The sequence below is a fragment of the Streptomyces sp. NPDC127119 genome, from assembly GCF_042677425.1.
Taxonomy (GTDB): Bacteria; Actinomycetota; Actinomycetes; order Streptomycetales; family Streptomycetaceae; genus Streptomyces.
The window spans coordinates 1-18,670 of record NZ_JBHXTO010000087.1 but is presented as its reverse complement, the minus strand read 5'-3'; the positions used below and the strand labels follow the sequence as shown (position 1 = coordinate 18,670).

The window sequence follows — 18,670 nt, the reverse complement described above, 5'->3', positions numbered from 1 at the left end:
GCGCGGCGCGGGACAGGGGCGGCGGTCCTCAGGCATGGCCCCGGCGGCTCACCGTCGGGGCAGGACACCGCGATGCGCATCCCAAGCCCCGGCCGCACGGCGCAGGACCAAGGGTGGCGACCGTCGGGCAATGGCTCGCGCGGCCCACCACCGGGCAGGACACGGTGCGCCGACCCCGTCCCTGGCGTGTGGCGCAGGACCAAAGGGCGGCGACCGTCGGGCCAATGGAAAAGATCCGGGACGGGTCTGGGGCCCCGTCCCGGATCTCGTCCGTGCCGCCGCGCTCACCGTTGCAGCGCGGGCTCCTGTTCCTCGTCGTCGGCGAGTGTCTGCTGACCGTCCGGCACTTCAGCCGCCGGCCGGGACAGCCGGCTCGGCCACCAGATCCGGCGGCCGATCAGCAAGGTGAGGGCGGGCACCAGGACCGACCGCACCAGCAGGGCGTCGAGGAGCACGCCGAAAGCGACCAGGAACCCGACCTCGATCAGCATCACCAGCGGAAGTGTGGCGAGGACCGCGAACGTGGCCGCCAGGACCAGGCCTGCCGAGGTGATGACGCCACCGGTGGCGGAGAGGGCTTTGAGCATGCCCTCTCTGGTGCCGAGACGCACGGTCTCCTCCCGGGCCCGGCTGGTCAGGAAGATGTTGTAGTCGACGCCGAGTGCCACCAGGAAGAGGAATGCCAGCAGTGGCACCGAATAGTCGATGCCCTTGAACCCGAGGATCGTGTCGAAGACGAACACGCTGCCGCCGAAGGCTGCGGCGAATGAGACGACCACGGTGGCCATCAGGACCAGCGGAGCCGCGATCGCGCGCAGCAGCAGCCCGAGGACGATCAGGACGACGGCGAGCACCAGCGGGATCACCAGCTTCTCGTCGCGCTTGGTGGTCACCTCGGTGTCGAGGTTCTCCGCACTCGGCCCGCCGACGATTGCCTCCGCCCCGCTCACCGCGTGCACGGCGGTGCGTACCCGCTTGATCGTGTCGTACTCCGCGGCGGTGTCCGGCGCGTCCTTCGGGAACACGGAGATGTTGGCCCAGCCACGGCTGGTCTGCTCCGGGACGGCCTGGGCCACACCGCGGGTGCCCTTGACGATGTCGAGCACCTGCTTCTGGTGTGCAGGCCGCGTGAAGACCGTCATCGGCTGGCCGCCGAGCTCCGGGAAGTGCTGGCGCAGAACGGTGAAGCCGGTGACCGACTCCGGCGCGGACAGGAACTGGTCCTGCTCCCGCAGGGCGCCGGTGTTGCCCGCCAGCCCGAGGGCGAGCACGCCGAGGACTCCGAGCGAGCCGAGCGTCGCCACCCACCGGCGGCGGCTGATGGCGATGCCGAGCCGTCCCCACAGCCCCGGCTTCTCCTCCACGGCCATGCCGAGCCGCGGGATGGCCGGCCAGAAGATCCGCCTGCCGAGCACCACGAGCACCGCCGGGAACAGCGTCAGCATGGCCACCAGCGCGCACAGGATGCCGGCCGCACCGATCGGACCCAATCCGCTGGTGCTGTTCAGGTCCGCGACGAGCAGGCACAGCAGGCCGGCGACCACGGTGGCCGCGGACGCGACGATGGCCGGCGCCGCGCAGCGCAGCGCGTGGACCATCGCGACCCGGACGTTCTCATGGTGGTGCAGTGCCTCCCGATAGCGAGCGATGAGCAACAGCGCGTAGTCCGTGCCGACGCCGAACACCAGGATCGTCAGCAGCGCCGAATTCTGGTCGTTGACCACGATGCCGAAGCCCCTGACGAGCAGGTAGACGGTCCCCATCGAGGTCAGTGCGGCCGCGCCGACGGCCACCAGCGGGATGATCCACAACACCGGGCTGCGGTAGGTGAGGATGAGCAGGAGCGTGACGACGACGATGGTGGTGAGGAGGACCTGCACGTCGATGCCGTCGAAGACGGCATCCATGTCGCCGTCGATCGCGCCCGGGCCGGTCACGTCGAGTTCCAGGCCCAAGGGGCGGTCCTTCGCGGCGTCACGCAACGGGCCGACGAGGTCCTCCGGTGCGCCGTAGGCCGTGCTCACCTCAAGGGTGAACATCATCGCCTTGCGGTCGGTGGAGGGGTTCGCCGGTGAGCCCTCGTCGTCCTCACCGGCGGCGCTCTTCGCCTTCGGCGGGTACCGCTTGGCAAGGGTGTTGTAGTGGCGCTCGACCGTCGCGCGGTCGGCGTCGGTCATGCCGCCGGAGCGGTGGTACACGAAGACGAACGTGTTGTTGTCACCGCCGGGGAGACTGTCGTCCAGCACCGCCACCTTGGTGGACTCGGCACTGGCCGGCAGGGTGTCCACTGCGCTGTCGGTGGTGACCGAGCTCAACTTTCCGCTCAGCGGCACCATGCCCGCCGCCAGCACCAGCCACAGGCCAATCACCAACCATGGCACCCACCGGCCTGCCAACCGACCGGCCGGAGCTTGCCCGGACGGCGCTGAGTTGACTGCCATCACTAGCCTCCTACATACGAGTTACATCGCTTAACGGGATGCCTATTTCGTACCGAGCGAACCTGAGACGACTGTTAATACGGTGCTCAGACCGGTTGGCCGAACCAGGTGCCCAGCGCACGCACCAGCGTGGTGGCGTCGAGGTCCTGCCCGGTAGGCAGGGCCCAGGCGACACAGCAGTCGGGCCGGATGAGCAACGCGTCGACGTCCACCTGGTTCGTGCGGGCGGTGACGGCGTTCAACTGTCCGGTCCACACGGCCGCGACGTCGCGGACCTCCGCCCGGTCGCGAGGTCGGGCAGGAGCCCACGACCCTCACGCAGCAGGTCCGCCGGCCGGGTCACCGCGGTGACGACGTCCGGTCGGGCCGCTCCAGCGTCACCCTCATGTCTTCATGTCCGGGCACAGGGTGCCGACGAGCCGGTGGTCGTACCGGACGTCCATGCCGGCGAGCATGTCGGCGACGTACCTGTGGGCGTCATCGATGCCCCAGGCCGTCGGAGCGACGAGCGGCAGCATCCGTTCAGCGATCCGCTGCTGCACCGGCACCGGCACCGGCACCGGCACCGGATCCCAGGTCGACTGATTCACGAACTGCTGCAGGTTCTGCTCGTTGCCGTCCGGCAACCGAGACGCCATGGCCTGAACGGACTTGCGGCCGCCATCCAGCATCAACCGGTGCGTGGCGTGGTCCGCGTGTTCAGTTGCGTGAGCGGTTTCTCGGACGGCAGCCGTTACCTGTGCCGGACTGGACCTCCGGGCGGTCAGTGGTGGAGGGCGCGTTCGAGGATGGGGTGGCAGTCGACGATCTGGTCGACGCCGACGATGTGCAGGCCGCGCTGGACGGCTTGTTGGGTGCCGGCGATGCACAGCCAGTTCTTGAAGACGCGGCGCAGCCGCTCGCGGATCGCCTCGCGGAGGTACTTGGCGAACCAATGGGCGTCGCCTTCGTAGTACTGCCGGTTGATGCCGATCAGCACCGTGTCGGTGTCGTACACCAGAGAGAAGTTGAGGCTTTCGATGTCGTGGCTCTCCGACGTGCGGAGGTAGCAGGCACGGAGCCGGGAGAGCGGCAGCAGTTCGACCCGTTTGCTGCGCCAGGGCATCCCAGGCCGGGCGATGGTCAACGACCGGCCGTCGAAAGTGAAGGCGCAACCCCTTTGGCCACCGCTCACCATAAGAAAGTTTCTCCTTCTGTTTCGAAACATTCGATTCGTTGTCGAGTAGGGCGGGAACGCCCGACGCCGCCATCGGCGGACACTGCCTAGCCCGGGGCGAGACAAGGATGAGCGTGCGGACCCCTCGCGCCGACCTCCCGCTTCTGTGTGGCGGCCCTTGGATCGACGGGCCGGATGAGACCTGCTCGCTGGAGCATTTCTCGTCCCCGAGGCCGCTCGCGAAGCCCTTGGCGGTGAGGGGCTGATTGCGGACATGTGCGTGACAAGGCTTGACCGAGAGGTCGCTCGTTCCTAGCTTGTGGCGTCGAAGGATCCGGGAATTCCTCGAATGTTTCGACGCTGTCCCGGGTCCCCTTGTCGGGCTGCTCCTCGGCTCGTCCGCGTCGCCTCGCCCCACCCTCAAGGAGGCTCTCTGATGTGGTTCCGACGCTCGTCCCCGGTTCGTCCCAGACGCCTGCTCGCCGTTCTTTCACCCCTGCTGCTCGTGGCCACCTTTCTCGGCGCCCAGCCCGCCGCCGCGGCAACCGTGGACCCCAACGCCTCGTACGTGCTGGTCAACCGCAACAGTGGTAAGGCTCTGGACGTCTACAACATGGCGACCACCGACGGAGCCCGCATCACCCAGTGGAGCAGAAACGACCAGAACCAGCAGCAGTGGCAGTTCGTCGAATCCGGAGACGGCTACTACCGCATCACATCCCGCCACTCCGGCAAGGTGCTGGACCTCTACAACTGGTCCACCGCGAACGGTGGCTCGATCGTCCAGTGGACCGACCTGAACAGCACCAATCAGCAGTGGCGACTGGCCGACAGTTCGGACGGCTACGTGAGGCTCATCTCGCGGCACACCAACAAGGCTCTCGAAGTACAAGGCGCCTCCACCGCCGACAACGCGAACATCGTCCAGTACGACGACTGGGGCGGCACCAACCAGCAGTGGCAGCTCGTCAAGGTCGGCGCCGAAACCCCTGGGCAGTGCGACCTCCCGTCGACATACCGCTGGACTTCTACGGCCGCGTTGGCGCAGCCCAAGTCCGGGTGGGTCTCCCTCAAGGACTTCACCGTCGCCCCCTACAACGGGCGGCAACTCGTCTATGCGACGACGCACGACACGGGGACGAGCTGGGGCTCGATGAACTTCGGCCTGTTCACCAACTGGTCGGACATGGCCTCGGCCGGCCAGAACACGATGTCGACTCCCACCGTCGCGCCCACGCTCTTCTACTTCGCGCCGAAGAACGTGTGGGTACTCGCCTACCAGTGGGGCGGGACCGCCTTCTCCTACCGGACGTCGAGCGACCCCACCAACCCGAATGGCTGGTCATCGCCGCAGGTGCTCTTCTCCGGAAGCATCTCCGGCTCCGGAACCGGCCCCATCGACCAGACACTCATCGGCGACGGGACCAACATGTACCTGTTCTTCGCCGGCGACAACGGCAAGATCTACCGGGCCGGTATGCCGATAGGAAACTTCCCCGGCAGCTTCGGCGCTACCTCCACAGTGGTCATGAGCGATACGACGAACAACCTGTTCGAAGCCCCTCAGGTCTACAAACTGCAGGGCCAGAACCGCTACCTCATGATCGTTGAGGCGATCGGCGGGCAGGGCCGCTACTTCCGCTCCTTCACGGCCACCAGCCTGAACGGCTCATGGACACCCCAAGCCGCGACCGAGAGCAACCCCTTCGCCGGCAAGGCCAACAGCGGCGCCACCTGGACCAACGACATCAGCCACGGCGAACTGATCCGCACCGGCTCCGATCAGACCATGACCGTCGATCCCTGCAATCTGCAGTTGCTCTACCAGGGCCGCAGCCCCAACTCCGGCGGTGACTACGGCCTCCTGCCCTACCGCCCGGGTCTGCTGACACTGCAGCACTGACGGCCTGGCACGGGTCCGGCTCCCCTACGGAGCCGGCGGGGCGGGCCCGGCGAAAGGTGCCGAGCCCGCCCGGGCCAGGCGAGTCATCAGCGCTCACTCGGCGACACAGCGCGAGATCGGCAATCACGGTCGGCCCACTTCACGACGATGTCGGCGAACTCCTGCGGCACCTGCTCCTGCGCCGCCCTGTGTCCGTCGTCGGACAGCACTCTGGTCGGACGGCCCAGCGCCGCCGCGAACTTGGCCAGGGACGGCAGGGAGAAGCTGCCGTCGGGGCGCAGACCGCGAGGGTGCGGGCGATGATCTTCGGCAGGCGGGGTTCCATGGCACAGCGGCGCACCGTCTCGTGGCCCTTCTCGACACGGTCGAGGACGGTCAGTGCGTCGACGACGTACCGGCCCAGGGCTTCTTCTTCCCCTGGCCGGTAGAAGGGGCTCCGCCCTTCCCACAGCTCTCGCAGATGTGCGCCGTCGGCCCCGTCCGCGAAGCGCTAGACGGTGTGCGGCCCGTGGGGTCTCGCGGACGCCCCACAGCCCGAGGTGTCCATCGCGATCGCCCCGTACCGGGCACCGACCAGGGGAGCATTCGGGGTACTCCGTCCAGGAGCGGGGCGTCTGGTGGAGCATCAGTACGGGCTCACCGTCGGCGGACTCCACGTAGTGCAACTGGCCGAAGCGGCTGGGGGCGTAGCCCTTGTGCAGCGTGTTCGTGTCCGTCATGTGTGCGTCGCTTTCGTCGCAGGGCCGGCAGCACCGAAGCACCGACGGCTTCGATGAGGTCGGTGGGCGGGTCGTACGAGCCGACGTCCTGTGGGAACATCCCGCGTACGCTGCCGGCGTGCAGGGCGCGCGGCCGCCGGGGCGATATCGTCGGCGGGGTCCTCGGCGTGCACCAGGTCCGGATGTACGCCGTCGACGACATCGGGCACGTAGTCCTCGATGACGGCGAGGCGAGGAGCGGGCCGTCGCCGTTCCGGCCGATCGTGGCACGGATGGGCTTGATCCGGCGGCCGGCCGCTTCGACGTCGTCGGTCGCCTCGCAGCACGCGGACATCGCGAGCGGCACCGTTTCCGCCGCCCGGCCCGCCGCGCGCGCGTCCTCCAGCACGCGGGCCGTGACCAGGTCCCCTGACCGCCGACCGTCCCGCGCCGCCCCTTCCGACGGCGGTGCGGGTGTGCCACCGAGCGCCAGGTCGGTCGCCCGGATCACGTCCGCCACCATGCACCCCCGGTGCGGGAGGTCCGCACCGAGCGCGAGCGCGACCTCGAAGAGCGTGCCGAATCCCGTTCGATGCACGGCGAGTTGAGACCCTACGACGGAGGAGGTCAGCCCGGTCCTGCCTCCGGTGATCTGGCGATCCGGCGTTCCGCAGCCGAGCCGCGCTCGACGATGACGCGCTGAACGCCGTACACCGCGCCGACATCACCCTCGGCGAGCAGGGACCGTACGGGGGACAGCGCTCACCCGTAGGCCCTGCCGCCGACAACGGGTCGGCGGCGATCACCGCCCGCTCACCAACGCAGTGTCGACGCCTACCGGGCCGAGCGGTGTCGCCCCGCGGGAAGCCGAGCGCGGTGTTCCGGCCCGGCAGAGCCTCCGTGAAGAGGCGCCGGTTGTCCTCGCGCGGAAGTCGGGGTCGGCCTTGCGGTCCACCGTGATCGCCTGCTGGCGACATCACCGACTACCCCGGCAAGGTCCGCGTCGACATCATGGACCGGTCCTGCGCGGAGGAGCGCCTGGTCGACTGCATCTACGAGGGCGAGCGCAAGCTCGACATCAACCCCATGGAAGGCATCGACTGCGGGGCCCGCGAGGTCGCCTGCCCCGACGAGGCGGGTCTCCTTGGTGATGCGGTGCCGGATCTCGGCCCGCTCCGCCCGGTCGGCGCCGATGAGCCGGCTCACCTCGCAGTCGGTGACGATCTCCACGCCCAGTGCCCGGACCTTCTCGACGGACGCCGCGTGGGCGCGGAAGCGGGCGGAAGCGGGCGGTGCGGTGCACGAGGGTGACCGAGCGGGCGGTCGGCGCGAGGAGGGCCGCCCAGTCGAAGGCGCTGTCGTCGCCGCCGACGACCACCACGTCCCGGTCCGCGTGCACGGACGGGTCCGGCACGAAGTAGTCGAGGCCGCGGCCGAGGAACTCCTCCCCGGCGGGCAGCGGGCGCGGGGTGAACGTGCCCTCGCCGCCCGTGATGGCGACCGCCTTGGCGCGCACCGTTGCCCCTGGTCGCTGTGGACGACCGGCAGGCCGTCGGCGTCGTACGCCAGCTCGGCCGCCCGGTGGCCCAGGAGATGGCGCGGGGAGTACGACTCGGCCTGGCCGACGAGACCGTCCACCAGGTCGAGTCCGCGTACGGACAGGAAGCCGGCGATGTCGAAGATCGGCTTCTCGGGATACATCGCGCTGATCTGCCCGCCGAGCTGCGGCACCGGCGCGCGGCTCACCACCTGTCAGATCCGGCTCCTCAAGGGAGGGCCCGCTGCCGTGGTGGGCGAGTCGCCCTCCGGTTGCTCCGCCGAATCCGTTCTCGCTTCTGGCCCGCCTGCCGCGGTGCACTGTGCGTGGGTCACCGGGCGCCGGGCCGCGAGCGCGGCGCCCGGTCCGCCATGACCATCTGATGTGAGGGCCGTTACCGAGAATTGCGATCGTGGTGCGCGGTCAGCGTGAGGGCGTGGCGACGGACTCGGCGTATACACCGGGCGCGGCAGCCAGCAGGCTCCCGCTCTGGGGGCCAAGGGAGCCCTTGACGTCGAATTCAGTTACTTGCCGAGGCGGGCACGGCATGGGTGTAGTCGAGCGGCCCCCGCTGCGCTCGCCTGATCGCGAGGGGCGAGGGGCGAGGGGCGAGGAGCGAGGCGGCGCAGACGAACGGGACGAGCGCGGTGACGTTCGAAGGCGCGATGGTCGACGAGGCCCATGCCCACACGGCAGGCTTGTTCTCGAACGACATGGAGGCGCCGGCCGTTCTGCTATTTGAGCTCATCCGCTGTGTAGTACCCGTCCCCGACGAGCGCTTTCACATAATTCGACTTGTCCACATCGACGGGGGGCAGCAGGTAGGCGGGAACCACCTTCACCAGATTGTCGTAACTCTTGGTGTCGTTTATTTCCGGCTTCTTGTTCTTGAGCTTTGCGTCGACCATGTCGGCGGCCACTTTGGCGAGTTTCCGCAGGTCTTTGTAAACGGTTTCCGTCTGCTCCCCTTCTATTATCGACTTCACTGAGGCGAGCTCGGCGTCCTGGCCTGTGATGACCGGCCAGGGTTTTGTTTTCGAGCCGTAGGAATCCGACCTCAGTGCGGATATGATGCCGATGGAGATGCCGTCGTAGGGCGAGAGTACCGCGTCGACCTTGCCGTTCTTGTAGGACGAGGTGAGAATGTCCTCCATGCGTTTCTGTGCGGTGGCACCGTCCCATCGGAGAGTGGTGATCTGATTGAGCTGGGTTTGGCCGGACCTGACGACAAGCTGTTTCTTGTCGATGTAGGGCTGCAGAATCTTCATCGCACCGTTGAAGAAATAGCGCGTATTGTTGTCGTCGTTCGAACCCGCGAAGAGCTCGATATTGAATTTCTTCGCGGACCCATCTTCCAGTCCGAGCTTCTTTGCGATGTATCCGCCTTGCAGCTCGCCCACCTTCTCGTTGTCGAAGGAGGCGTAGTAGTCCACGTTCTTGGTGCCCAGGATGAGCCGGTCATAGGCGATCACCGAAATGCCGGCGTCGGCGGCCTGCTGGGTCACGTTGTTCAATGATTTGTTGTCTATGGCCGCGATGACCAGTGCTTTGACGCCCTGCGTGATCAAGTTCTCGATCTGAGAAACCTGCTGATCGGGATCGTCCTCACCGAAAACCAGTTTTACCTTGTACCCCTTCGACTCCAGTTCCTTCTTGACGTTCGCGCCGTCGGCTATCCATCGCTCCGAGGATTTCGTCGGCATCGCGACACCGATGGTGGCTCCCTTGGCGTTGTCCTCATCGTCTCCGTTGCCGTTCTGCCCGCAAGCCGAGAAGACTAAAGCGAGAAGCACTACTGAGGGCACTGCCCTGAAATTCTTCATGCCGAGAGAACTCCTAGCATTGCTGTGGTCCGTCGAAGCTTCTGTTCGATATATCGACAACTGTTCGAGAGTTGTCGCGGACCTTATGAGCCTCCCTATGGGGTGTCAAGCAGACACGCAATAACGGTTTCGCGCGTCCGGGAGCCTCGTCAGTCACACAACTCGACGGAACCGTCCAGTCGGGTCAGTTCGCTTTTTGAGTCGCTTGAGGGCGGGTGTCGGCATCAGAGTTCAACAGCCGGCGCGGCGACGGGTCGTCCGACAGTGCGGTTGAGGATCACACTTGACGATGTCGGGGAACAGCCGGCCGAGGATGAGTCGAGCGGGCGGCTTGTCGCTGTCCACGAGCTCCAGAACGGCCGCCTTGGTTGCCTCGGCGTCGCCGATCTCGAACTCGGGAGCGCGGTCGATCGATCTGGTCCGCTGCCGGTTCTTAGGCAGCGACATGGTGGGGCTGGAGACCGTGGCGTCCGTGAGCGGCGGGGTGCTGTCAACGCGCCGCGCACGCCGGCAGGCGGTCGTTCGGGCGGCGGCCGATGTTGAGGGTGCGCCGATGGCGGAACTGGCGGGCTCGGTGGATGAGGTGCTGCTCGGGCTCGGGGACGGTGTGAAGCACATGGAGTGCAAGACGTATCGGGCGTATCAGTGGCTGCGGAACGTCGTGCACTTGCGAGCCCGCGCGACAGGAGAACTACGCTGCGGCCGTTCGGCTGCGTGTCGGGCGCCGCGTTGATGCCTTGAGTTCTGCAGACAACGCGCTCGCGCTCCTGGCGGTGCAACCGGTCAGGGCGTACTTGATCGGGTTCGGTCGGCTCGCCACTGACCCGCACCAGCAGCGCGGATCCACTTTCGGTTCCGCGCTGTGCTCCGATGCGTGGGGTGTTGGCTACGGCCTGGAAACCGTACGGCTCCTGCTCGGATTGGCCTTCGACGAGCTGCATCTACACCGCCTGTGGGGAGCCCGCTCCCCACGCAACGAGACCTCTGCGAAGACCACGACGGCCGCTGGAACGGTCGAGGAAGGCACCATCCGAGCACATATCCCCAAAGCCGGACAGCGGCGTGACTCCGTCATGCGCGCGATCCTCGACGATGAATGGGCCGCACATGGACCACCTCGGCGGTGGGGGAGCTCTCTCCCCAGAGCCGGCCTCGCAGCTCCGTGAGTACTCAATCTGTTGCGGGCTGGCGGAGGAGGCTTGTACCGCACCAGTTCTGCTGGTTGGGATGGTCGAGCATGGCCGTCTCTGCCGAACCTGGATTGCGCCGTACGCCGACGAGGACGGGTTCGGTCAGGGTGGGCTGTAGCGGGCAGGCCAGGTCTTCGAAGCCTTCGGGGATGGCCGAGGCCGGGACCACGGTGACGCCCAGGCCCTGCGCGACGAGCCGTACGGCGGTGGAGATCTGTGAGGCTCGGGCCACGGTATGCGGGCTGAGGCCCGCGTTCGTGAGCAGGCGGGCGAGGTAGTCGTCGAGGAGGCTGGCGCGCCGGAACCGGATCCATCCCTCGGAGGTCAGGTCTTCCAGGCGCAGGGCGGCGCCGTCCGCGCGAAGCGGGTGCTCTTTCGGCAGGACGGCGACGTAGGCCTCCTCGCCCAGAGGGTGAGCGTCGAAGGTGCAGCCGGCGGGGAAGCGGTGCACGAGAATCATGTCGAGGTTTCCCTGGCGGACCAGCCGTTCCATGTCCGCAGGATCGGGCTCCTCGTAGAGGGTCACCTGCAGCTTCGGGTGGAGGTTGCGCAACTGCCCCAGTGCTCGCGGCAGTTGGCGGGCTCCCAGGCCCATGTGGACAGCCATGACGAGTTCGCCGGTGAGTTCCCCGCCTGCGGCGCGGGCGGCTGTGATGGCACGCCGGGATGCGGTGGTTGCGATCTCCGCCTGTGCGAGGAAGGCCCGCCCAGCGACCGTCACGGTCACTCCGCTCGGGGTGCGGGTGAACAGCTGCACCCCGAGGTGTTTCTCCAGGGTGGCGACCTGCTGCGACAGGGAGGGCTGGGTGACGCCCAGCCGTTCTGCTGCCGCCGTCATGGAGCCTTCTTCGGCGACGGCCAGGGCGTATTCGTATTGGCGCAGGTTCATTCGAGATCCAACCGTCAACCTGACATAGAAGATGTCAATGCAGAGTATACGTTGCCACTATTTGCCTCTATGTCAGGCCGGTCATACCGTGATGCACATGCAGCGCAGCCACCAGGGCAGGAAGATTTCCGCCCGGTCTCGGCGCGCGCTGTCAGGCATCATTTATTCCCTTTTCGAGGAGTACGCCATGGATTTCGAAGGCAAGAGGGTTCTGATTACGGGTGCGGGGTCGCGGGGAGGTATCGGCGCCGCGACGGCGCACGCGTTCGCACGTGACGGAGCGTCGGTGGTGATTACCGGCCGCAACGCGGACCGCGGGGCCGAGGTGGTCGACGACATCACCGCCGGCGGAGGAAGGGCCCGGTTCATTCTCGCTGATCTGAGCGATCTCGCCGACGTCGAGCGGTTGGCCAGGGAGGCGGGCGAGGTCGACGTGCTGGTCAACAACGCGGCCAGCTACAGGGCTAGCATCAAGCCGAGCCTCGACCAGGACAGCGCGGCGAACGCGGAGTCATGGGACACCAACGTGCGCGCCAACTTCGTCCTCAGCACACGACTTGTCCCGGGGATGATCGAGCGGGGCGGCGGGAACATCGTCAACATCAGCAGTATCGCCGCGGCGATCGCCATGCCGCACATGGCGACGTATGGAGCACAGAAGGCGGCTGTCGAATCCCTCACCCGCAGTTGGGCCGCGGAGTGGGGCCCGCACGGCATACGCGTCAACGCGGTGGCTCCCGGGAACGTGAACAGCGACAACGTGGTGGACTTCATCGGCGCCGACCAGTTCATGTCCTGGTCCGAGGTCAACCCGCTCAAGCGCAACGCCACGCCCGAGGAACTCGCCGAGGTCATCGCGTTCGTGGCGAGCGACCGGGCGAGCTTCGTCACCGGCCAGGTGATCGTGGCCGACGGCGGTCGCCTCGCCGTCTGAACGACACGGCAACCACTGCCGCTGCCGCCGCGAAGGTCTCCGGCCGCCCGCTCGTGTGCGACCGGAGACCGAAACCGCCGACGAGGCATGCCGGCCGCTGATTCCGTTTCCTGACCCTCCGTCAACCGTGTCGCGTCACGAGAGGGCGTCACGGACGCGGTCGTGCAGAGCCAGAGGGTTCCGGCAGTCCAGTTCATGCTCGGTCAGCTCGTCCCTGGGCTGCATCAAGTCGTCCATGCAGGTGTAACGGAAGTCGGCCGCCAGCCCCAGGCAGAGGACATGGCGTCGGACAGCAGCGCCCGTCCCACCACGAGCATGGTTCGTAGCCGCCTGCTCGGCACGGCGTCCGTGGGCCGAATCGGGCAAGGACAGTCGGCTGGTTGCCGGCCGCAGAGAGGGGGACGGCAGGGCTGGAGCCGGCATTGGAGCCGTCCGACCGTGTCGGGTGCGGGCTGTTGGACAGATCTCAAATGGGTGCGTGTGGTGGGAACGTGCGCCCAGTCATGTGCGGGGCGGCCGACGGACCTGCCCCGCACGTCAGGAGCCCGTCGCACCGGCTGCCGCGGTACGCAAGGGCCTACTGATTGAGGAGCGCTACCTCCCCCTGGGGACCGTTAAGGAGCACCAGGCTCTGAAGGTCGAGATTCAGCCGGACGTACGCGAGACCGCTGCCCGGCTCGGAGCAGATGTTCCCTACGCCCTGAAAGTCCTGGCCGGTCAGCTGGCCGTTGATCCTGACATGGGTGGGCCCTCGGGACTGCCCGGCATTCTGACGGTGCGGGTCGACGGCACGATCCGGCTCAACGTGGATCATCTGCCCGGCGACCACGACGCACCGAGCGCGGCCGGCACCCGGCCCCGGCCACCGTCATACGCATGCTGCGTGAGCACGACGAGCAGACGGCCACGTCCCCCTGGGGCTCACCGCCTGACCTACGGCTCAGTCCCTAACGTCGTTTTTTCGGCGAGAACTGCTGGAACCGTGTTCCGGCCGTCTCCGGCTGTGAACGAGGCATCACCAGTACGATGCCCGGCATGCATCACCTCTGTGATTGACCAGCGATCGTTCCGTGGCCCTCCGCAGGCCGCGGAGCACATACGACGTCATCCCGTCGTTCGTCCCGGTCAGCATTCGGGACGTCACACTGCTGGAGTCACTGGTGCTCTTCGCGCGACGCCGCCCTCACGGAAGTCTTGTCGCGCTCCTGCGTGACAACGCCGACTTCCGACGCCTCTTCTGCGCTTCCGCTCTCAGCCTGACCGGTGACTGGGTCACTTTTGTCGCCCTCAGCAGCTTCGTCTATCGTCAGACGGGTTCGGCAGGCTGGACAGTGCTGCTGTTCGCAGTCAACTCCCTCCCCGGAGTTGTGCTGCTGCCACTGATCGGCCCGCTCACCGACAGGTTCGACCGGCAACGCCTGCGTATCGCGTGTGACCTGGGCGCGATCATTCCGGTCGTCGGCCTGCTGGCCGCATTTCACACCCGGTCCGTCCCACTGGCCCTTGGCTGCCTGGCAGGGCTGTCCATCGCCGCCGCCATGGCGAGCCCCATCCCCGAGGCCGCGCTGCCGAACCTCGTCGCCTCCCGTGAACTCCCCTTGGCACAGACCGCGCTCGGAAGCCTGTACTCGGCGGGCCTGCTGGTGGGAGCCGGCCTGGGAGGCGTCGTCTCCGCGGCATGGGGCACCTCGGCCACCCTCGTCGTTGACGGTGCGTCCTTCGCCGTCTCCGCACTCCTCATCGCGAGGATCAGGCAGCCGCTCTCCAAGGCCATGACGACTCGTCGGATCCGGATGCGGGCCGATACAGCCGAACTCTGGACCTTCGTACGGTCCACGCCGGTAGTGTCCGCCTTCCTGTGGCTGACCGTGGGCCTGCGGCTCTGCTACGGCATGGTCGGCCTGTTGCCTGTGTACGCCCTCGACGGCTTTCACGTCGGCGACGCCGGGGTCGGGGTCCTTTATCTGGCACAAGGGTTCGGCGCCGTACTCGGTCCTTTCCTCGGCCGACGGCTCGTCGCCGGGTCGATGCGCCGGAGACTGCACGCAGCCGGAGCCGCTCTGGCACTCTTCGGGCTCGGCTATCTCGTCCTGGCACAGGTCACAGCCTTCGGTCCCGGCATGGCCGCAGCTCTGATAGGCCACATCGGAGTCGGCGCGTGCGCGATCCTCGCCGTCAACGGCCTTCAGCTCGCAACTCCCGACCACATCCGTGGTCGCGTCATGGTCCTCGTCTTCGGTCTCTCCTCCGCTTTCCAGGGTGTGTCGTCTCTTGCGGTGGCACCTCTGACCGCGTCCGTCGGCATGCCCGACACCACCCGGCTTCTGGCAGGGCTCGCCGTCGTCTACGCCGCTATCTGGATGGTCGGTGTAACACGCACAGAGAAGGCGCGAAAGATCGCCGAACCGGACACGGCCCACGGGGACACTCCCGGCCTCACACGTTGAGCCTGTCAAGAACATGTCCGCCTGCGCTCTCACGGAACAACAGGGCAGCCATGTAAACAATCGGAGGCGTCTCCTCCTGTTCCGAATCAGCGCACGAACAGCGCATATGCACTCGGCGTTACCCTTCGGAATCGGCCTGTATGTACACCTCGAAGGCGCACTCTTCGAGGGCAAGGCCATGGAGCGGCAATGAGTGTCCGGACGTTCGGTGTCGCACGGCAACCACCAACCCCGAAGGGAAGTGACCACAGTGGACGACCTCCTCCAGTACGGCGGGCCGGACGGCTTGGCCTAAGGCTCCTCCTTCACCTGATCGGATCAATCCCGTCTGGAGCGGGCGTCCCTGGGACGGAGCCGTCTTGTATCAGTGCGTGCATGAGAGCAGGGGAAGGCGTCTCCTGGCGCTGGACAGCGGCGCATCATGGCGCACACGGTCCGCGGACGCTTGCGAGAAGGCAGCAGCAGTTCACGAGGACGGAGCGCACCATGCCTGCCATGCCGTCTCCAGTTCGGAGTGCCAGTGGACACGAGGGTCGACCGTCTGGGCCCGCAGCCCGGAGGGAGCCAGTAGGTGAATGGTCTGGGAGCCCGCGGGCCAGGGCGGTTCGAGGAGAGGGTCGTCCGTGAAAAGTCGGACTTCCCGCAGGTCCAGGACGACCGTCAGCGCGTCGGCGCACCTGGCGGTGAGTTCCTGGTGCAGGGCGCTGCTGGTACTCACCGTCAGACGTCCTGCCACGGCACACCACAGCCGGGTGCCCGACACCGCGAGGACGCGGACGCGGAAGAGGGCCGACATGTGTCCTCACCTCTGCTCGGTGGATCCGCTCATGCCGTCAGGGCGAGCAGCGCGAGGGGGGCGGAAGTGGGGTGGACGGATCCACCGGCGGGTTCTACCGTGACTCCCACCGCGAACGCGGTGTTCGGGGAACCCGCCAGTATGACGGCCTGAGTCGCTCTGCGCGCATCCATCAGACCTGCCGATCGCATCGACTCCCCTACGCCGTACCACAGTTGGTAGACCTTGCCCGGAGGCGGACTGGGGATGCCCGCCGCGATCAGGACGGCCTGGTTTCGGGAGCGGGATACGACGACCGTGGCCTGGGAGGCGCTCTGAAGGCTGGCCCGGTGGGAGACAGCATCGTAGGCGCCCAGGACGGCGACCAGCTGGTCCGACCGATGGACAGTCTGCCGGGCGGCAACCACGGCGGCGTCGGCGCGATCGTGCTGCCACAAGGTGCCGACACCCAGCACGGAGGCACTGGCCAGGCAAGCGGCCAGCGCGAGCCGGGACAGCCGCCGGCGGAGCACGATGTCCGTGCGCGACTGGTGGTGCGGCGGAGTGACCTGCCGGATCGCGCCAAGCCTGGAGAGCACATGCTGCTTCATCGCCACCGGGGCGGTGACAGCTGTCGCCGCCGCCAGTTTCACGGCGGTGGCGGTGAACCCGGCCACCTCATCGTGACACGGCCGACAGCCCCTCAAGTGGACCTCGAACAGGGCGCGTTCGTCCTCATCCAGCGCATGGAGGGCATATGCGCCGGTCAGTGAGTGGATATCAGCGTGGTTGCTCATGTGCTCACTCCCAGACGGCTACGCAGTCGGACCTTCCCGAGGCGCGCAAAGGCGGCCGTCCTGCGGTGCACGGACGACCGGGAAGTCACCGGACGGTGGACCGGTGACATGCGAAGGGGCGGAGTTGTGACCCCGAAGAGGCCCTTCAAGACTGCGAAGTTGTTCTTGATCGGGCGCTCAGACCTCGGGCAGCAGTGAGCGCGACCGGGGCTGATGACCTATCCCCTGTTCCTCTCCCTCCCAAAGCCTCACCGCCGGGCGTCACCTGCTGTGACGCCCGGGGTACGGCGGTTTGTCAGCTGGTGGGCATCAGGACCGTGTCGATGATGTAGACGTTGGCGTTGGCGGTCTTGACGTTGCCGCAGACGACCTTCGCGGAGTCGTTCACCTTGTAGGACTCGCCCGAGCCGGAGGTCGTCAGCTTCGACTTCTCCAGTGTCGGGAAGGAGCCGTTCTCCAGGTCCTTCGGGGCGAGCTTCTGGCCCACGACGTGGTAGGTGAGGATCTTCGTGAGCATGGCCTTGTCGGCGAGGACCTTGTCCAGGTCGGCCTTCGGGATCTTCGCGAAGGCGTCGTTGGTCGGGGCGAACACCGTGATGTCCTTGGCGTTGTTGAGGGTGTCGACCAGGCCGGCCTTCTTCACGGCGGTGACCAGGGTGGACAGGGCCGGGTTGTTGGAGGCGGCCGTGGCGACCGGGTCCTGGGCCATGCCGTCGAACGAACCGGATCCGCTCTTGGGGACCGTGGCGCAGCCCGGGCCGAACGGCTCGTCCTTCGAGGCGGTGTCGCCGGAGCCGGCCATGCTGTCGTCGGACTCGGTGGCGGCGGCCGACGCCTTGCTGGAGGAGTCCGACTTGGCGGAGTCGCTGCCGCTGTCGGAGCAGGCGCTGAGGGACAGCGGGAGAACGGTGGCCGCGGCCACGATCACGGCGATACGGCTGATGCGAGTGTTCATGGTGTTTCTCCTATGGGTTGACACAGCCGTGGCTGTGTTCGTTCGGGGGTGGGAAATGTGGCTCGGGCTGGGGGGATGGGGGGGTGGGGGTGTTGGCTGGGGGTGTCACTCGACGGTCACCACGACCGAGTGCCGGCCGCTCGCGCCGTCGGGGACGGTTCCTGTGCGTTTCTCGGTCTGCACGGTGCCGGTGCGGTCCGTGGCCCGGACGGTGAGGGTGTGGCCGCCCTGGGTGGCCGGCCAGTCGTAGGACCACTGACGCCAGGTGTCGCGGGAGTCCTCGGCGGCGAGCCGGGCCTCCTGCCAGGGGCCGTCGTCGACGCGGACCTCGACCTTGTCGATGCCGCGGTGCTGTGCCCAGGCGACCCCCGCGACCATGACCGAACCGGCCCTGGGGCGGGCGAACGGCTTGGGGGTGTCGATCCGGGACTGGGTCTTGATGGGGGCCTGCCGGGCCCAGTCCCGCTTGACCCAGTAGGCGTCGTAGTCGTCGAACGTGGTGAGTTCGATGTCCTTGATCCATTTGCAGGCCGAGACGTAGCCGAAGAGGCCGGGTACCAGCATCCGGACCGGGAAGCCGTGGGCGAAGGGGAGCGGTTCCCCGTTCATCCCGAGTGCGAGGAGTGCGTCACGGCCGTCCATGACGTCCTCGACCGGGCTGCCGATCGTCATGCCGTCGACGGAACGGGACACCAGCTGGTCGGCACGGCCGCCCTTGGAGGGCGGTTTCACCCCGCACTCGGCCAGCAGGTCGGCGAGCCGTACGCCGATCCAGCGGGCGTTGCCCACATACGGGCCGCCGACCTCGTTCGACACGCAGGTGAGCGTGATGTCGCGCTCGATCAGTTCGCGCCGCAGCAGGTCGTCGAAGGTGAGGGTGACCGGCCGGGTGACCCCCTTGCCGTGGATCCGCAGCTTCCAGGAGGTCGCGTCCACCTTCGGCACCACGAGTGCGGTGTCCACACGGTAGAAGTCCTTGTTCGGGGTGGTGAAAGGACTCACGTCACGGATCCGCAGCTGCGCACCTTTGGGAATCGCGTCCGCGCGGGACGCCGGGGCGGGCAGTACGACGTCGGCCCGTGAGGCCGCCGCTTCGCGGCTCTTGGAGCCGCTCAGGGCGCGGCC

General features: G+C 67.4%; 17 protein-coding genes and 3 pseudogenes. 6 read left to right on the top strand and 14 right to left on the bottom strand.

Annotated features, from left to right (window positions below; all coding sequences use genetic code 11):
• Nucleotides 1–284: 284 nt before the first annotated feature.
• The 4 genes and pseudogenes from ACFVH5_RS29490 to ACFVH5_RS29475 form a co-directional block, all read right to left on the bottom strand.
• On the bottom strand, nucleotides 285–2,441 hold the full coding sequence (locus ACFVH5_RS29490) for an MMPL family transporter (protein WP_385836749.1): 2,157 nt from the start codon (nucleotides 2,439–2,441) through the stop codon (nucleotides 285–287).
• 86 nt (nucleotides 2,442–2,527) lie between these two features.
• Nucleotides 2,528–2,719, bottom strand: a pseudogene (locus ACFVH5_RS29485) (monooxygenase); the annotation flags it as partial.
• Nucleotides 2,720–2,917: 198 nt separating this feature from the next.
• Nucleotides 2,918–3,310: pseudogene (locus ACFVH5_RS29480) on the bottom strand (transposase); the annotation flags it as partial.
• Nucleotides 3,205–3,546, bottom strand: a complete 342-nt coding sequence (locus ACFVH5_RS29475; protein ID WP_385836748.1) for a hypothetical protein — start codon at nucleotides 3,544–3,546, stop codon at nucleotides 3,205–3,207. The pseudogene ACFVH5_RS29480 and the gene ACFVH5_RS29475, both read right to left, overlap by 106 nt.
• Nucleotides 3,547–4,033: 487 nt before the next feature.
• Between ACFVH5_RS29475 and ACFVH5_RS29470 the strand changes: the two genes are divergently transcribed.
• Complete coding sequence (locus ACFVH5_RS29470) at nucleotides 4,034–5,500, top strand: non-reducing end alpha-L-arabinofuranosidase family hydrolase (protein ID WP_385836746.1); 1,467 nt, start codon at nucleotides 4,034–4,036, stop codon at nucleotides 5,498–5,500.
• Nucleotides 5,501–6,136: 636 nt separating this feature from the next.
• Here ACFVH5_RS29470 and ACFVH5_RS29465 read toward each other — a convergent pair.
• Complete coding sequence (locus tag ACFVH5_RS29465) at nucleotides 6,137–6,796, bottom strand: hypothetical protein (protein WP_385836745.1); 660 nt, start codon at nucleotides 6,794–6,796, stop codon at nucleotides 6,137–6,139.
• Nucleotides 6,797–7,209: 413 nt separating this feature from the next.
• Here ACFVH5_RS29465 and ACFVH5_RS29460 point away from each other — a divergent pair, with 413 nt between their 5' ends.
• Nucleotides 7,210–7,509 carry a ferredoxin gene (locus ACFVH5_RS29460; RefSeq protein WP_385836744.1) on the top strand — a complete coding sequence of 100 codons (300 nt, stop codon included), beginning with the start codon at nucleotides 7,210–7,212 and terminating at the stop codon, nucleotides 7,507–7,509.
• 16 nt (nucleotides 7,510–7,525) lie between these two features.
• On the opposite strand, the pseudogene ACFVH5_RS29455 reads toward ACFVH5_RS29460, so the two are convergent.
• Nucleotides 7,526–7,576: pseudogene (locus ACFVH5_RS29455) on the bottom strand (hypothetical protein); the annotation flags it as partial.
• Nucleotides 7,577–7,870: 294 nt separating this feature from the next.
• On the opposite strand from ACFVH5_RS29455, the gene ACFVH5_RS29450 reads away from it, so the two are divergent.
• Nucleotides 7,871–8,110, top strand: a complete 240-nt coding sequence (locus ACFVH5_RS29450; RefSeq protein ID WP_385836743.1) for a hypothetical protein — start codon at nucleotides 7,871–7,873, stop codon at nucleotides 8,108–8,110.
• A gap of 145 nt (nucleotides 8,111–8,255) precedes the next feature.
• Here the strand turns inward: ACFVH5_RS29450 and ACFVH5_RS29445 are convergent, their stop codons facing one another.
• The 3 genes from ACFVH5_RS29445 to ACFVH5_RS29435 form a co-directional block, all read right to left on the bottom strand.
• Entirely contained in the window at nucleotides 8,256–8,483 is a 228-nt protein-coding gene (locus ACFVH5_RS29445; RefSeq protein WP_385836742.1) for a hypothetical protein, read from the bottom strand.
• On the bottom strand, nucleotides 8,470–9,558 hold the full coding sequence (gene chvE / locus ACFVH5_RS29440) for a multiple monosaccharide ABC transporter substrate-binding protein (protein WP_385836741.1): 1,089 nt from the start codon (nucleotides 9,556–9,558) through the stop codon (nucleotides 8,470–8,472). The genes ACFVH5_RS29445 and chvE overlap by 14 nt, the downstream gene beginning before the upstream one ends.
• Before the next feature lie 231 nt (nucleotides 9,559–9,789).
• Complete coding sequence (locus tag ACFVH5_RS29435; RefSeq protein WP_385836740.1) at nucleotides 9,790–10,005, bottom strand: hypothetical protein; 216 nt, start codon at nucleotides 10,003–10,005, stop codon at nucleotides 9,790–9,792.
• A gap of 326 nt (nucleotides 10,006–10,331) precedes the next feature.
• Here ACFVH5_RS29435 and ACFVH5_RS29430 point away from each other — a divergent pair, with 326 nt between their 5' ends.
• On the top strand, nucleotides 10,332–10,724 hold the full coding sequence (locus ACFVH5_RS29430; RefSeq protein ID WP_385836762.1) for a GNAT family N-acetyltransferase: 393 nt from the start codon (nucleotides 10,332–10,334) through the stop codon (nucleotides 10,722–10,724).
• Nucleotides 10,725–10,728: 4 nt separating this feature from the next.
• Here the strand turns inward: ACFVH5_RS29430 and ACFVH5_RS29425 are convergent, their stop codons facing one another.
• Nucleotides 10,729–11,637 carry a LysR family transcriptional regulator gene (locus tag ACFVH5_RS29425; RefSeq protein ID WP_385836738.1) on the bottom strand — a complete coding sequence of 303 codons (909 nt, stop codon included), beginning with the start codon at nucleotides 11,635–11,637 and terminating at the stop codon, nucleotides 10,729–10,731.
• Between the two features lie 97 nt (nucleotides 11,638–11,734).
• On the opposite strand from ACFVH5_RS29425, the gene ACFVH5_RS29420 reads away from it, so the two are divergent.
• Together ACFVH5_RS29420 and ACFVH5_RS29415 are read left to right on the top strand one after the other, a co-directional pair.
• Entirely contained in the window at nucleotides 11,735–12,571 is an 837-nt protein-coding gene (locus tag ACFVH5_RS29420) for an SDR family NAD(P)-dependent oxidoreductase (protein WP_385836737.1), read from the top strand.
• A gap of 1,052 nt (nucleotides 12,572–13,623) precedes the next feature.
• The gene (locus ACFVH5_RS29415; protein ID WP_385836736.1) at nucleotides 13,624–15,018 is read left to right on the top strand and encodes an MFS transporter; all 1,395 of its coding nucleotides are present in this window, start codon (nucleotides 13,624–13,626) and stop codon (nucleotides 15,016–15,018) included.
• A gap of 466 nt (nucleotides 15,019–15,484) precedes the next feature.
• Here the strand turns inward: ACFVH5_RS29415 and ACFVH5_RS29410 are convergent, their stop codons facing one another.
• The 4 genes from ACFVH5_RS29410 to ACFVH5_RS29395 all read right to left on the bottom strand — a co-directional run.
• Nucleotides 15,485–15,814, bottom strand: a complete 330-nt coding sequence (locus ACFVH5_RS29410) for a hypothetical protein (protein WP_385836735.1) — start codon at nucleotides 15,812–15,814, stop codon at nucleotides 15,485–15,487.
• Between the two features lie 29 nt (nucleotides 15,815–15,843).
• Complete coding sequence (locus ACFVH5_RS29405) at nucleotides 15,844–16,590, bottom strand: anti-sigma factor domain-containing protein (protein ID WP_385836734.1); 747 nt, start codon at nucleotides 16,588–16,590, stop codon at nucleotides 15,844–15,846.
• Nucleotides 16,591–16,885: 295 nt separating this feature from the next.
• On the bottom strand, nucleotides 16,886–17,545 hold the full coding sequence (locus ACFVH5_RS29400) for a fasciclin domain-containing protein (RefSeq protein WP_384802814.1): 660 nt from the start codon (nucleotides 17,543–17,545) through the stop codon (nucleotides 16,886–16,888).
• A gap of 105 nt (nucleotides 17,546–17,650) precedes the next feature.
• A partial coding sequence (locus ACFVH5_RS29395) for a sulfite oxidase (RefSeq protein WP_385836733.1) occupies nucleotides 17,651–18,670 on the bottom strand: 1,020 nt, incomplete at its 5' end.

What these genes read in the sequence shown, in the direction of transcription:
- chvE (WP_385836741.1), bottom strand. Translation starts at nt 9,558, where the DNA reads ATGAAGAATTTCAGGGCAGTGCCCTCAGTAGTGCTTCTCGCTTTAGTC.
- ACFVH5_RS29425 (WP_385836738.1), bottom strand. Translation starts at nt 11,637, where the DNA reads ATGAACCTGCGCCAATACGAATACGCCCTGGCCGTCGCCGAAGAAGGC.
- ACFVH5_RS29405 (WP_385836734.1), bottom strand. Translation starts at nt 16,590, where the DNA reads ATGAGCAACCACGCTGATATCCACTCACTGACCGGCGCATATGCCCTC.
- ACFVH5_RS29470 (WP_385836746.1), top strand. Translation starts at nt 4,034, where the DNA reads ATGTGGTTCCGACGCTCGTCCCCGGTTCGTCCCAGACGCCTGCTCGCC.
- ACFVH5_RS29445 (WP_385836742.1), bottom strand. Translation starts at nt 8,483, where the DNA reads ATGAGCTCAAATAGCAGAACGGCCGGCGCCTCCATGTCGTTCGAGAAC.
- ACFVH5_RS29460 (WP_385836744.1), top strand. Translation starts at nt 7,210, where the DNA reads ATGGACCGGTCCTGCGCGGAGGAGCGCCTGGTCGACTGCATCTACGAG.
- ACFVH5_RS29410 (WP_385836735.1), bottom strand. Translation starts at nt 15,814, where the DNA reads ATGTCGGCCCTCTTCCGCGTCCGCGTCCTCGCGGTGTCGGGCACCCGG.
- ACFVH5_RS29420 (WP_385836737.1), top strand. Translation starts at nt 11,735, where the DNA reads ATGCAGCGCAGCCACCAGGGCAGGAAGATTTCCGCCCGGTCTCGGCGC.
- ACFVH5_RS29450 (WP_385836743.1), top strand. Translation starts at nt 7,871, where the DNA reads ATGTCGAAGATCGGCTTCTCGGGATACATCGCGCTGATCTGCCCGCCG.
- ACFVH5_RS29435 (WP_385836740.1), bottom strand. Translation starts at nt 10,005, where the DNA reads ATGTCGCTGCCTAAGAACCGGCAGCGGACCAGATCGATCGACCGCGCT.
- ACFVH5_RS29475 (WP_385836748.1), bottom strand. Translation starts at nt 3,546, where the DNA reads ATGCCCTGGCGCAGCAAACGGGTCGAACTGCTGCCGCTCTCCCGGCTC.
- ACFVH5_RS29400 (WP_384802814.1), bottom strand. Translation starts at nt 17,545, where the DNA reads ATGAACACTCGCATCAGCCGTATCGCCGTGATCGTGGCCGCGGCCACC.
- ACFVH5_RS29490 (WP_385836749.1), bottom strand. Translation starts at nt 2,441, where the DNA reads ATGGCAGTCAACTCAGCGCCGTCCGGGCAAGCTCCGGCCGGTCGGTTG.